General features: G+C 40.4%; 14 protein-coding genes and 1 tRNA gene. 6 read left to right on the top strand and 9 right to left on the bottom strand.

Going from position 1 to position 13,743, the window contains the following annotated elements:
- Positions 1-80: 80 nt before the first annotated feature.
- Both F3059_RS06175 and F3059_RS06180 read right to left on the bottom strand, forming a co-directional pair.
- A tRNA-Ser gene (locus F3059_RS06175) sits at positions 81-168 on the bottom strand.
- 86 nt (positions 169-254) lie between these two features.
- Positions 255-1,007: an SDR family oxidoreductase gene (locus F3059_RS06180; protein WP_151167287.1), complete on the bottom strand. Its 753-nt coding sequence runs from the start codon at positions 1,005-1,007 to the stop codon at positions 255-257.
- Between the two features lie 77 nt (positions 1,008-1,084).
- Here F3059_RS06180 and F3059_RS06185 point away from each other — a divergent pair, with 77 nt between their 5' ends.
- On the top strand, positions 1,085-2,548 hold the full coding sequence (locus F3059_RS06185; protein WP_151167289.1) for a GWxTD domain-containing protein: 1,464 nt from the start codon (positions 1,085-1,087) through the stop codon (positions 2,546-2,548).
- A 1-nt stretch (position 2,549) separates the two neighbouring features.
- On the opposite strand, the gene F3059_RS06190 is transcribed toward F3059_RS06185, so the two are convergent.
- The 3 genes from F3059_RS06190 to F3059_RS06200 form a co-directional block, all read right to left on the bottom strand.
- Positions 2,550-3,842 carry an oligosaccharide flippase family protein gene (locus F3059_RS06190; RefSeq protein ID WP_151167291.1) on the bottom strand — a complete coding sequence of 431 codons (1,293 nt, stop codon included), beginning with the start codon at positions 3,840-3,842 and terminating at the stop codon, positions 2,550-2,552.
- A 65-nt stretch (positions 3,843-3,907) separates the two neighbouring features.
- Complete coding sequence (locus F3059_RS06195) at positions 3,908-4,915, bottom strand: cytochrome-c peroxidase (protein WP_170265075.1); 1,008 nt, start codon at positions 4,913-4,915, stop codon at positions 3,908-3,910.
- Complete coding sequence (locus tag F3059_RS06200) at positions 4,908-5,696, bottom strand: MbnP family protein (protein ID WP_151167295.1); 789 nt, start codon at positions 5,694-5,696, stop codon at positions 4,908-4,910. The genes F3059_RS06195 and F3059_RS06200 overlap by 8 nt, the downstream gene beginning before the upstream one ends.
- 223 nt (positions 5,697-5,919) lie before the next feature.
- On the opposite strand from F3059_RS06200, the gene F3059_RS06205 reads away from it, so the two are divergent.
- A complete protein-coding gene (locus F3059_RS06205; protein WP_151167297.1) occupies positions 5,920-7,395 on the top strand; it encodes a redoxin domain-containing protein in 1,476 nt (491 codons plus the stop codon).
- On the opposite strand, the gene F3059_RS06210 is transcribed toward F3059_RS06205, so the two are convergent.
- Both F3059_RS06210 and F3059_RS06215 read right to left on the bottom strand, forming a co-directional pair.
- Complete coding sequence (locus F3059_RS06210) at positions 7,392-8,168, bottom strand: O-methyltransferase (RefSeq protein ID WP_170265077.1); 777 nt, start codon at positions 8,166-8,168, stop codon at positions 7,392-7,394. The two genes, F3059_RS06205 and F3059_RS06210, sit on opposite strands and share 4 nt — an antisense overlap.
- Before the next feature lie 43 nt (positions 8,169-8,211).
- Entirely contained in the window at positions 8,212-9,024 is an 813-nt protein-coding gene (locus tag F3059_RS06215) for an enoyl-ACP reductase FabI (protein WP_151167301.1), read from the bottom strand.
- Positions 9,025-9,156: 132 nt separating this feature from the next.
- On the opposite strand from F3059_RS06215, the gene F3059_RS06220 reads away from it, so the two are divergent.
- The 4 genes from F3059_RS06220 to F3059_RS06235 are packed head-to-tail and all read left to right on the top strand — an operon-like array spanning position 9,157 to position 12,510.
- Entirely contained in the window at positions 9,157-9,492 is a 336-nt protein-coding gene (locus tag F3059_RS06220; RefSeq protein WP_151167302.1) for a DUF6150 family protein, read from the top strand.
- A gap of 3 nt (positions 9,493-9,495) precedes the next feature.
- The gene (locus F3059_RS06225; RefSeq protein WP_151167304.1) at positions 9,496-11,424 is read left to right on the top strand and encodes a DUF4139 domain-containing protein; all 1,929 of its coding nucleotides are present in this window, start codon (positions 9,496-9,498) and stop codon (positions 11,422-11,424) included.
- Between the two features lie 16 nt (positions 11,425-11,440).
- Positions 11,441-11,974: an RNA 2',3'-cyclic phosphodiesterase gene (gene thpR / locus F3059_RS06230; protein WP_151167306.1), complete on the top strand. Its 534-nt coding sequence runs from the start codon at positions 11,441-11,443 to the stop codon at positions 11,972-11,974.
- Complete coding sequence (locus F3059_RS06235) at positions 11,971-12,510, top strand: hypothetical protein (protein ID WP_151167308.1); 540 nt, start codon at positions 11,971-11,973, stop codon at positions 12,508-12,510. The genes thpR and F3059_RS06235 overlap by 4 nt, the downstream gene beginning before the upstream one ends.
- Here the strand turns inward: F3059_RS06235 and F3059_RS06240 are convergent.
- On the bottom strand, positions 12,483-13,343 hold the full coding sequence (locus F3059_RS06240; protein WP_170265078.1) for a lipase family protein: 861 nt from the start codon (positions 13,341-13,343) through the stop codon (positions 12,483-12,485). The two genes, F3059_RS06235 and F3059_RS06240, sit on opposite strands and share 28 nt — an antisense overlap.
- Entirely contained in the window at positions 13,327-13,731 is a 405-nt protein-coding gene (locus F3059_RS06245; RefSeq protein ID WP_151167312.1) for a hypothetical protein, read from the bottom strand. Before F3059_RS06245 ends, F3059_RS06240 begins: the two co-directional genes overlap by 17 nt.
- Positions 13,732-13,743: the final 12 nt, after the last annotated feature.

A 13,743-nucleotide genomic window follows, 5' to 3' on the forward strand; every position in this document is an offset into this window, starting at 1 on the left:
TCACCGCTTGAACACAAGTGTTCAGACTTTGTGAAAACGAAAAAAGCCCAGTGCTAATCGCACTGAGCTTTTAATTCTTTTGGCGGAGAGTGAGGGATTCGAACCCCCGGACCCGTGAAGGTCAATGGTTTTCAAGACCACCGCAATCGACCACTCTGCCAACTCTCCGCTGCAAATGTAATATCGCTTTTTAAACCTGCAAGCCCCCAATTCAAAAAAATTTCAGGAATAACGGGACTTACAGGAATAATCGATCAAAAAGGATTTGTGGCCCAAACTGTTAGCTCGGGAATAAATCCGCGATCATCCATCTCTAAACTGCTCACAATTGCGTGGCCAATCTCCACTGCCGTGAGTTTGCTGGGCTCCTCTGGACGTTCTTCACGTGTCTCCTGACCAAATGCCGTTGGAACCTCGCTGGGGTTGACATGAATCACCCGAACATTGTAAGGACGCAACTCTGCCTGCCAGCATTGTGACATTCCTCTCAACGCAAACTTTGACGAAACATAAACCGATCCTGTAGCATATCCCTTCAATGAAGCTGTGGAACCAAGATTTACAATGTTTCCGTACTTCTGCTCCTTGAACAATTCAGCCGCTTTAGCACCCATCATCGCAGCCCCCATAACATTGATATCGTAAACTGCCTGAAAATCTTCGCGTTTTAAATCTGTGAGCTCCTTGCGCTTGTTAACTTTGATGTTGTTTTTCTTTTCGTGCTCAGTAAGTGTTTGTCTCGATCCAATGCCGGCATTATTCACCAAACAATCGAGATGTCCAAATTCTTCGAGAAAAGTCTCGTAAGTCTTGGCTATATCCTCATCACTTGCCACATCAGCGTGAATTGCTAATGCATTGATTTCTTCAGCCACTTTGCGGAGCTTTTCAGGATTACGACCGGTAATTGCTACTTTCCCGCCTTTTTCGCTCAATAATTTAGCTGTAGCCTTCCCTATTCCTGAGCTTCCACCTGTTACTAAAAAAGTTTTTCCTTTAATTTCCATAATTCTAATTTGTATCTATTTTCAATTATTAATCGTTTACTTGAGCAACATTGTTCTTCTCATTACCTTTGTTCATTATGAAATCGACAATTACAGCCTTTTTATTAATCATATCATCTACGGTTTTCGGTCAGAGCCTAACCGGGCTGGATGCCCAATTCGCGTTGTCTACGTTTTCAACTCCAACTCAGGAGCCATACGTAGAAAACTATCTCAAAATTCAGGCGAAAACTATAAACTACAAAAAAAACAGCGATAGTTTATACCAGGGAAAGCTTATCGTGACTTATACTTTCTCTCAGGGAGATACTGTAAGGGCATTCAAGAAATTTGAGATTTTGAGTCCAACCGTTACAAGTCCCGACTCTGCAAAAGGATCATTCATGGATCTGCAACGAATCGCGATTGACAACGGAGTGTACGATTTGGAAATCAAACTTCGCGATGCATACGGATCTGACCATGAATACAAAGGATCACAAACTGTCAACGTGAATTACCCTGAGAATGAATTGTCGATTTCTGATATTGAGCTAATTGCGAACAAATCAGTTGCAAAGAATCAAGAAAGTCCGTTCGTTAAAAACGGACTCAAGTTCATTCCTTACGTATATGACTATTATCCTACTGAAATCAATACACTTTCATTTTATGCAGAGGTGTACAACGCCAGCCAATCACTCGGTGAAGAAACTCCATATGTAATCCGCTACGGAATTGTGAACGATTACGGTGATCATTTACCTCAGTTCACTGCGTATCAACGCGAGCGAGCTAGCGACATCGCTATTTTGGCTAAAGATTTTGATATTTCGCAATTGCCTACGGGTAATTTTAAGCTAAAGATCGATTTACTGGACAGTGCTCAAAAGGTATTGAGATCTGAAGAGCTCGAGTTTTTGAATGTCAACAAGGCACTGCCACAACAAAATGCGCCAACTAATAAATATGACGCACTTGCTGAGATGTTAAAGAAAACTCCTCAGCCGCAATTGTTGGAGCACATCTACAGCATGAAACCAATTGCTTCAGTTCCTGAAAAATCATTTATCAGGATTCACGCAGAAAATGTTGATAAAGCCAAGCTCGAAAATTTCTTCATCGACTTTTGGATGGAGAAAAATCCGCGCGATCCATACCAGGCATGGAAAGAATACCGCAAAAAAGTTGAGTATGTGAATCAGCATTTTGGTACACGTGTTGAGAAAGGCTATGAAACCGATCGCGGACTCACATACCTGAAATACGGACAGCCCAACACAATTGTGCGCAGAGATAATGAGCCAAGTAATTACCCCTACCACATTTGGCATTATTACAAACACCCAAAAAGATCAGACGCTCGCTACGTTTTTTACAACAAGGACAAATCGACAAACGATTACAAATTACTCCACTCCAATGTAATAGGAGAAATCAATAACCCAAGATGGAAATACGAGCTCCAAAGAAGAAACACTCCTTACGGAGATGTTGACTTTGAAGGTGACGCTAGCGATTGGGGGAACCAAAGTGACGACTTTTTCAATCAGCCCAGGTAGTTTAACGATTGAATGGCAGGATCTTCACTCCCACTTTCCTTTCCATGATGAAATGTGTGAGTCCGTTCCAGTAGAATGCTGAAATGAGTGTGACAATTGCCATTCCGGTGATGTTGTAATAATGGAGGGCGATACTACCCAAAACAACCTGAAGTAAAACTCCGCCCGCGTAAACCCATAAATTATATCGCTCAAAACCAGTTGAGGACAACACCTGATTTGGTGCTCCTAGCGCTACATTCACAAACTGAGCTATCATCATAACAGAGTATAGCGTCCAGGTGATACTTTCATGATAAAATTCACCAAAAAGCGAAAGGATAATATTCTTGAATGAAAGGAGTACTACGAGCGCAACTGCCCCAAAACTCAGGTTCATTCGCACAATGCGCGCTACGGTAGCCTGTAGCTTTTGGATCTGACCGCTGTAATACAACTTGCTCACCTCAGGACCCAGCGCGTAGTTTGAAATGTAAATTATCGTGTGGAGCAACATTGCAACGCGCTTGACAACCGAATAAATTGCAACGGTTTCATATTCCTCAAAATACTTGATCAGGTAAATATCAACGTTGCTGTCGATAATATCAATGACCGACATGAAGTAAAAATACCAACGCGTAGCCGGTTTATCACTCGATGACTCAGGTGCTTTTTCTAGCTCTTTAGGAGGCTGCTTCTTTTTGAGTGAAGCGTAAATAATAACTCCGGCAATTTGACTGATAAAATAGGCTGAAGCACTGAAAAACATCACTTTCAGGATGGTCAGATCCAGCTTTAGCCAAAACACACCGGTCGATAATGTCAAGAGGAAAACAGCCGAAAAAAGTAGTTTCTCTGGCAATTGGCTAACGCCCACCTGATCGAAGGCTTTTTGAACCGCCTGCCTGATTGTTCCAACAACGATGAAGCCGGTGATCAACAGAATCAACACGACAATTGGCCATTCGATATTAAACCATCCAATTGCATTGGAACCGAGAAAAGCTCCGGCCAATAAACTCCAGGCAATAGCGCTGTAACCGAGACTCTTTTTGGTGATACCGCTAAACCCTTTGCTGAATCCGGTTCTGACCTTTAGTAATTCGCGAGTTAAATAGTTGTGTTGTCCAAAAAGGGCGATCACTACGAAAAGTTGAATGAGCGAGCTGTAAAAGCTATACTCACCAAACTGAGAAGCTGGTAAATAATTAGAAAGGAGGATGTGTGTGAGAAAACTGGTGACTAAAAAGACACCGTGAATCCCCGTAACTCCCATCAACTGCTTTATGTACTGGTCGTATTTCAGCTTCATGAACGGCCCGAATTTAGGTTAATTCGCACAAGTTGCAGAATGTTAAGAACGAGTTTCTCTAAAACTTATTGATTAGGATTCTGCTGAAATTCTTTATCAGTGAGTGTTTTGAGATAAGCGATTAATGCTTTCTTATTATTATCTGATAGCGAAAAACCATCGATCAACGTACTTTTATTGCGATGGTCAGATCCACCTGAAGCGTAATGGTCAATCACTTGAGATAGTGACTTGAGGCTGCCATCGTACATGTAAGGGCCGGTTACTTCTACATTTCTCAGTGTTAGCACTACAAACTTTCCTGCATCATCAGGATCAGAGGTCACCTTTGCCCTACCCGAATCAGCATAATTTGCTTTGAGTCCGTTGTTTTGAAAAGAATAATTTGTAAAGAATACTCCGCTGTGACATTTTGAACAATTGAGCGAATCGCTATTAAATAGGTTTTGTCCGCGTTTTTCGAGATCTGAAAAAGACGCTGATTTTTCGTGAACTACTCGATCGTATTTTGAGTTGCCATAAATCAGCGTGCGTTGATACGCAGCCAATGCATATGTAATCCCTCTCATTGTGACACCGCTATTGAAAACCTCTTTAAAACTTTGCTGATACAATGAATCTTTTCGCAATCGATCGACAATTGTCGTAGTGCTTATGTCCATTTCACCGGGATGATCAATTGGCGCTAAAGCTTGTAATTCTAACGATTCAATTCCGCCATCTTTGAAGAAATGCGGTTTGTAAGCTACATTTACCAGAGTTGGCGAATTGCGCTCACCAGATCGCTTATGTACACCACTACTAAAAGCTACCGTATCACTAAAAGCATAAGCAGGTAAATGACAGGAAGCGCATGATAGCGAAAAATCTGAAGAGAACCGTGCATCGAAGAAAAGTTGTTTCCCCAGTTTCACCTTTTTTGTTGTCAACGGATTGTCAGCGGGAATCTCTGGTTTGGGAAACCATTCAGGAATGTTGAGTTCGTAACTTTCTTTTTGGTCAGAACACGAAAAAAAGGCGACACTGATAGCAATCAGTATCGCCCCTAAGACAAGTCTATTTGATTTATTCAAACGCAATTTCAAAGTTGTTTACAAAGTCTTTGGCTGCCGGCATGTTATCCATTGTGTGGCTCTGACCATCATTGATGAAGTCTAACTCAGCATTGCTGTTTAATATCTTATTAAAATTAATCATTATTGTAATATCGGTATTTTCACCCTTCTTCACATCAAAACTGCGATCTACTTCTACTCCTTCACGGTAAAGATCTGTTGTTCCTGTGTGGTATAACCATGAAACAGTATCATTTTGAGTGTATGCAAATCCTTCAGCTTTTTGGAAAATATACATCGTTTTCCATGTCCAGTACATTGTGTTGCTGTTGTGCAGAGGATGTTCCGGGCCATAATCAGCCGGATCAGCACTGTTTAATTCGTCTTTTACTCCCTGGTCAAATCTGACCTGGGTATAAGTCCCAACAGGCAAATCAAACGTTACCGTGTTGTTATAACGAGTAGCGTACGGACTCATATCAATGAATTCAATATCCTTTCCAATTTTCTTTTTTCCTGATTGATTTATTCCCCCAATATCACTCAGATAAAACTGGAGCTTTGTCAAATTGAATTCATATTCATTATTGTAATCGTATTTTTCATCAAAGTTCATTGGCGCATCATTGTACTCCAACTCAAAATTAACAGTAACCTGACCTTTTTGAACAGGCTGTGGATTATTGTTATCATCGTCATCATCATTGTCGTTATTGCAGCTTATACCTACTCCAGTCAGCACTATTGCCGCACCGAATAACAACAAGTATTTCTTAAAATTTAATCTATCCGTTTTCATCGCGTTTTAATTTGATAATAAAAGTAGCAATAATAATATCGCTGTGCAGTGACTTTTGTTACAGATGATTAATTCTCATCACATTGTTTATATCCGTATTACAATATTAAATTACTCCACAATTTCGCTTTACTCGTAAAAAGCTTGTTAAAGTAATCTTAAATGCCAATTTTGTGGCACGCTTTTAGCATTTTTGGGAGTCTGATAGTTAAACTAAAGAAATATGAGATCGACAATAACACTCGCACTATTCGTCATTTCCCTGTTACCGGGATTTTCACAAGACGGATATTCCTACAAATTTAAGATCAACGGCCTTGCTGATACTACGATCAAAATGGCCAATTTTTACGGTGCCCGCCAGTATTACAACGATACGGCTTACGTAAATTCTAAAGGTGAATTTGAGTTCACCGGTAAAGAAGAAATGAAACCGGGTGGTATTTATTCGGTAATCATGCCCGACAAAAAGTCTTATTTACAGGTCGTAATTGCCGAAAATTCATTTTACATAGAAGCTGATAAGGACGACCTCATGAATTCTGTGAAAATCAAAAATTCACCGGAAAACGAGGCTTTTTACGAATACATGCGTAAAATGAACAGTCTACAGCCAAAACTGCAACAACTGGCTGAACAAAAGCAACAGGAAACGAGCAAGAAAAAGAAGAAAAAGCTCCAGGAACAAATCGATGAAACGGCTGATGAACTCAAGAGCTTTCGAGATGATTTTGTAACTAATAATAAAGACCTCTTCATCGCCAAAGTGATGAAGGCTTCAATTGAACCCAAGGTTCCTGAAGAGGTTAAAAACAGTTCAGATTCTACAGCGCAGTACAAGTATTACAAAAAACACTATTTCGATAACATCGACATGACGGATGATCGCATGTTGCGCACTCCTATCCTCCACCAAAAACTGGATTACTACTTGCAAAAGGTAGTTCCGCAAATTCCAGACTCAATTTGCGCAGCCGCAAAACGTATGACGGATCTGACAGGAAATGATTCAAACCTCATCTATAAGTATGTCGTTCAGCACGTGACAAACACTTACGAAAAGTCTAAGATCATGGGGATGGACGGTGTTTTCGTTTGCATGGCTGAGCAGTATTACATGAAAGGCAAAGCTTTTTGGATCGATTCTACTCAATATGCTGAGCTCGAAGAATCGTACACTAAAAGAAGAAGACAAATCATAGGTGTAACCGCTGAAAACATCATTCTGCCTGACACAGGCGGAACATGGCATTCAATGTACGATATCAAAGCACCTTACACGGTGCTGGTATTTTGGGATCCAAACTGCGGACACTGCAAGAAAGAACTTCCTAAACTTCAAAAGTTCTACGAAGAACACAAGGACAATGGAGTTGAGATGTTTGGTGTGAGCACTGAGCTCAAAAACGGAGATCTCAAGAAATTCCTCGACAAGAAGAATATCACATTCCTCAATGTTTCTGATACGCCAGAGATCAATGAGAATGCGGTCAAATACATCCGTTCAGGAAAAACGACTCTCAACAGTCTAAACTTCCGCGATTACTGGGATATTTTCAGTACTCCGCAAATCTTCCTGCTCGATGAAAACAAAGAGATCATCGCTAAGCGCATTACATCAGAGCAATTGCCTGATATCATCAACTCGCACCGCGAGAATGAAAGCATCAACATTAAGGCTAAAGGACAAACGCGCTAAAAGCGAAATCGATAATCGTAACGGGGCGTTTTTACTCCGGTGAAAACAATCCCCATCCTAAATAAATCAAGGGTCACAGAAACATTTTTGTGGCCCTTTATTTTTTCCCAGGCACGCGTCATTCCGGCCGACCAGTAAATATCATCGAGAATGAAAATAGCTTCTTTAGCCGCATGTTTTTCAATTTGCTCGAAATAATGAACAGTCGCCTCTTCGCGGTGATTGCCATCGATGTAGATTAAATCAAAAGGTCCATTTTCGGTCAGAGCCGAATCCAGCTTTTCGTCAAACTGGCCAACGATGAGTTCGATGTTGCACAATTTGAGGTCATCAAATGTTTGCTGAGCGATTTTAGCTGTTTGCGGACAGCCTTCAATCGTCACAACCTTACTCTTTGAATGAGCTGAGGCTAAAAAAGAAGTTGAAATGCCAAGTGATGTCCCTAACTCCAAAATATTTTTAGAATCGTAATAATGTGCGATCTTGAACAGGAGTTTGAGGAATTTCTTATCCGGACTCCCCTTTTTGGCTATCCCTGAGAGCGATCTTGTTTTTGTGAGCCCTGCACGAGACCCAGCTCCAAAGTCTGTTACTTCGATGGTCGAGGGATCTGACCGTAACTGTTTTCGTTTTTCAAAGAGTTCGTCAAAAACGTAGAATTCTTTTTGGGAATACAGGACTTCCTCTAAAAAGTTGTAGACAAACGGAGAGTGAATGCCGTGGCGTGTTTTGGCGGTTGCAAGGTATTTGAAAAACTCGATTGCTGTGTGCACGGCTTCAACAAAAGAGCCCCCGCAAAAAGCGAGGGCCTGATGATTATTTTGTGAATTTTTCCATGACCTTATTGCTCACTCCTGTATTGGAGAAGCCGCCATCGTGGTAAAGGTTTTGCATGGTTACTTTGCGCGTAAAGTCGCTGAAGAGCGTGATCGTGTAATCTGCACATTCATCAGCCGATGCGTTGCCCAATGGTGACATTGAATCAGCAAATGAAATAAACTCGTCAAATCCTTTCACGCCTGTTCCGGCAGTTGTTGGAGTTGGCGATTGAGAAATCGTGTTGATACGCACTTTCTTCTTTTCACCGTAATGATAGCCAAAACTGCGCGCAATGCTCTCGAGAAGTGATTTGGCATCAGCCATATCGTTGTAATCGGGGAATACACGCTGTGCTGCGATGTAAGTCAAACCAACCACACTTCCCCATTCGTTGAGCGCATCCATTTTCATAGCAGTGCTCAATGTGCGGTGAAGCGACATGGCTGAAATGTCCATCGTTTTGTGGTAAAAGTCGTAGTTATTCTCAGTGTAATGTTTCTTTTTTCTCACATTGGGTGACATCCCGATGCTGTGCAGGATGAAGTCAACCTTTCCGCCAAGGATTTCCTGAGCTTTGGTAAACAGGTTTTCGAGATCTTCCATGTTGGTAGCATCGGCCGGAATCACCTCGCTGTTTGTAGCATCAGCCAGTTTGTTGATTTCGCCCATTCGCAAAGCGATTGGCGCATTTGTCAAAACAAATTCGGCTCCCTGCTCGTGTGCTTTTTCAGCCACTTTCCAGGCAATAGACTGCTCGTTGAGCGCTCCAAAAATGATTCCTTTTTTTCCCTTTAATAAATCAGTTGCCATAATCTAATGCATTTTTATTGTGCCAAAAGTAAGGATTTACCGCTTTTGAGTTAGTCCGTGAATTGAACGTTTTTGAACATCGCTGGCAAACAGTTCAAAATTTTGTTACTTTCGGTACGTAAGCCACGCACAATGCAAAAAACCTTCATCCTCTTCCTCTTTATTGTATCGGCTGTTACGGTCAGATCCCAAAAGGTTTTCTCAGTCGAGTACGCTCATCAGGCCGATGTGAAAGTCTTCGTAGCTGATTACGAGCACCAGGCAGACTTAAGCGTTTTCAAGGTAGATTACGGCCATCAGGCAGACGGCAACGAGGGAAAGTGGTTTTTCGTGGAGTACGCACATCAGGCCGATAAAAAGATCTATTTCGTTGATTACCAGCACCAGGCCGATATCACTATTTATTTTGTAGAGCACCGCCACCAGAGCGGCTGGAATGATAAATCGAAGAAACACTTATTTTATTGAGATATGAAAATCAAACAACTGTTAACTCTTTTAGTAATCTTTATTTCACTCAACTCATTTTCAGAAAATGATACTCTAACTCTTAATGATTTATCAATTGAAGAGGTTACAGTCTTCAAGAGAGGAGTTGAAATTAAACGTGTGGGAAAAGTTGAAATCCCAGAAGGTAGAAATGTATTGATATTCCCCAGGCTAGAGAGTTCTGTTGAATCGAATAGTATCAGAGTCAAAATCGATAATGTAGAGATTCTTTCTATTCAGGAGATTCTCAATTATGACATATCTGAAGTGAAAGACGAGATTAAAAATATAGATGACACAATTGATGGGTTACTTAAAGATCTCAAATCACTGCAGTCAGAAGAGAGCATTTTAAAAACTCAAAAACAGCTTCTCTACAATTCAACATCTAAGAAAGATGTCGATATTGGTAATAATGAAATTCAGGCAAGACTTACTCTTCTTAAAAAAGAACTTTCATCAATAAACAAAGAGTTATTTTCTAATGGAGAAAAACAAGAATCAATTGCCAAAGAGATAAGGACCCTAAATTTAAAAAGAGAGAGAATCACATCTCAAATTGAAAAAAACACAAATGCGATCTCAATTGAAATAATGAGTTCTAATAAAGAGAGAAAAAACATAGAACTCAAATACTTTTCCAGAGATGCTGGTTGGAATTCAAAATATGATTTAAAAGTCAGGGATATAGAACAACCAACTATTTTAGAAAAATGGGTTGACATTAGACAAAACACTGGTAGAAACTGGGAAAATATAAGCATTAATATCTCATCATATCATCCAACAACAGACCTTAAAAGTACAAGTTTGGAAAAATACTATATCGATGAAATGAAACCAGACTTACAAAGTAATGAGCCGGGCGAAATACGAGGAAAAGTAATTGATTCAGAAACATTAGAACCAGTACCCTTTGCTAATATTATCATTAAACAAAAGGGAGTTCAAGTTAGCGGCACATCTTCTGATTTTGATGGGAACTTTTCTTTGAGAGACTTAAAGTCTGAAAGATACACTTTAGAAGCAACTTTCGTTGGCTATAAACCATTGAGAAAAGAGATTGTCGTAGTTCCAGAAGAAGTGTCGAATATTGTAATCAAGCTTGATCAAAATCTTGAAAGTCTAAAGGAATTTGAAGTTGTAGACTACAAAGTACCGCTAATAGAGAAGGATAATACATCGAGTGGAAATACATTTACAAACGATAGGTACAAACCAAAAACCAGAAAATCTTCAGAACCTCAAAATAAAAAGGCAATGACTGTTGCTGGTGTTACTATCAATTCTAAAAAGTTGTTAAATAGCAGCAATAAATCTTTTTCAAAACTTCCTAAAAAATACTCAATTAAAAGCTCAAGTAGTAAGAAACTTAATATTGAAAAAGACACTGTAAATTCAGATTTTAAACTCACAGGAATCCCTAAAAACAACTCAAATGCATTTGTAACAGCAACAATCCCTAATTGGCAGGAATATGGAGTTCCGCCAAATAGTGTCATCAATATTTTTTATCAAAATGAATTTAATGGTGTATTGAAGCTAGATAAATCATCAAAGACTAATGATACTCTGGATTTAGCTGTTGGCATTGCAAAGCAGATAATACTTGATAGAGATGTGAAAATTAAAAATGATAGAAAGGGAATTAGGCAAAACAAAAGACAGACGACAGAAGACATCACCCTCACAGTTAAAAACACGAGCAAATCACCAGTAATAGTCGATTTAAAAGATCAATATCCTCTTGCCAAAAATGAAGAGATTGAAATTGAACTGGTTGAATCAGGAAATGCTGATGTCGATAAAGATAAAGGAATACTATCATGGGAGGTGACTCTTCAACCGAACGAAACAAAAGAATACAATTTCAAATATACTGTCGAGTATCCTCCTAATTACAGCTATTAACTTTTAAGTAACAACAATGCGCCTTTTCCTCTCCATACCAATCGGAAAGAAAATTGCTGTCAAGTTGGCGAGTTGTATTGAGTTGTTTCCTGATGATCACAAGTTGCGGTGGATTCCGCCTGCGAATTACCACATTACGCTTTTGTTTATAGGAGAAACTGGCGAGCAATCGGTTGGTGAGATTAAAAAGGCTGTAAAAGATGTTTTAAACTCATCTCCTTCTCTACCTCAACTGACTTTTAACGGTTTTAAAACCGTTCCCAACAACAAATCAAAAATGATTTGGGCTGCCTATGAACAAAGTAAACAATGGCAAACATTTCGCGATAATCTACACTACGCGGTTATCGGGAAGGGAAAACCCGATCACGCAGTTTTTAGTCCGCACGTGACCATGGCTCGCGTTTACGACAAAAAGCCTATTCAGTGCCCTGATGTAAGCGGTGAAATGGATCTGACCGTAAAACCGAATGAATTGATTTTAATGCAATCTTTGTTGAAGAAAAAAGGTGCCGAATACGAGCACATCCATCATTTTCAATTGCCATGAAGGAGAAAGATTTTGCAAAGAGGATTGAGTATTTTTTGACAACACATCGCACAAAGCAAAAATGCGATGAATTGGCTGCCGAGGTTTCAAAAAATGAAGCTTATTTTGAGGTATTGATCGACATTTGGAAGCGCGGAAATATTCATCCAAACTACGCTGCCTGGGTCGCTTCACATGCTGTCATGAGAAATGAAGAGCTCTTTAAAAAATACGGGGAGCAACTGTTCGATTTCATCCCGCATTGCAAAACGAGCGGTGAGGAACGCGAGATTTTGCGCATGGCGAAAGAATCTGAAATATCTGAAGAATGGGAAGGTAAAGTGCTGGACAACTGTTTGTCTAACATCGAAAACCCTGCTAAAGCGATAGCTATTCACAACTATAGCCTGGAGTTACTGGACAGATTTATGAAACGCTATACCGAGCTTGAAAATGAAATACTGGAAATCATTAGTCGCAACAAACCGCACTATGCAGTTACGATTCAGCGGAAAATTGACAAGCTTTTTCACAAGCGATCGAGCGCATCAAAGTAAGCTGATGGCAGATGTCCCAGAAGCACCTCTTTCTTGCTCAGGTCCTTATAACTCGAAATCGTATCGATTGATCCCTTGATCAATAATTGCTCTCCGGCATGAGCGTATTCGCTGTAGAAAGGCTTAACGCTCTCTGGCGGTAAATTGGGAATAGGGTCAAAAATGTGTTCGATTCGTTGATGAAATGACACACTCTTCTCAAGAGTCTTAGCAAATATAGAATTCCCAACACGCGGACTACCAAACGTGATGAGCCTGGGTTTGAGATCACTCCATTCAAGGGCTGATAAAGTTGCAAGTGCCGCTCCCAGGCTGTGTCCCGTGATTGTCAACTTCCCTTCTCCTATTTGAGCACTGTCAATGGCTAAATCGACTGCGGTTCTGACTGTGTCGAACAAATCGTTAAACCCGCTGTGAACCAGCAACTTTTCGCTACTACCGTTCGACCACTGTTTTTGCGTGAACAACATATCGTGGTACCATTCCACCGCTGCGAGTGTTCCCCTAAAAATTAAATAATGGTCAGATCCGTTGCGCAACAAAACGCCAATAGGCAACACCTTGTTATACCTGCTCTTCCACGGCAACAGGTTGTTTTCAACATAAAAAGTTGACAGTCGCTCGAATCCTGACGGAACTTCAAATGGAAAATACGGCCCAAACTCTTCCTTCCCGATTAATGTCCATTTCTTTTGGTTATCGCCAAACCGGGCAGAAAAAGCTTCGGCATATACTCCACAAATCAATTCGAGCAAAAAACGGTATTCTATTCGCTGTTCGCTTGAAATGAGTTCCTTTTGGTCAGAGCCGGCTAACTCACTGTTGCTTTTCAAACTCCTGTATTTTGTGTTTGAGTCGTTGAAGCATATCGCGTTCCTTCGAGTTGGTATTGTAAAACGCACTGGCAACAGCATCGGCAATTTCTACAGTTGCTTTGCGCAGTTTCGCATCAAAAGCAGAGTGGTGATCATCAACGTAGCTGATGAAATCGATAAAGCATGTTTCAGGATCTGCCGATTGTTCCTGGCAACTTTCAAACTGCATTTCTACGTAGTAAGCACTGTCTGTTCCAAACTCATCAGTTGAATTTTCAACCGGAACGAGATCCTTCACTACTTTTTCGTGCATGGCTTTTCGTTCTTTCTCGGCAACCTTTCCATCAGATTTTGCGACAGCATAGAGCAGCTTTCCCAGCTCAGCATAAAAATTTTTGTAGATCATAAAATGTCATTT

Origin of the sequence: Salibacter halophilus (assembly GCF_008806325.1) — a bacterium.
In the GTDB taxonomy this organism is placed as follows: domain Bacteria; phylum Bacteroidota; class Bacteroidia; order Flavobacteriales_G; family Salibacteraceae; genus Salibacter; species Salibacter halophilus.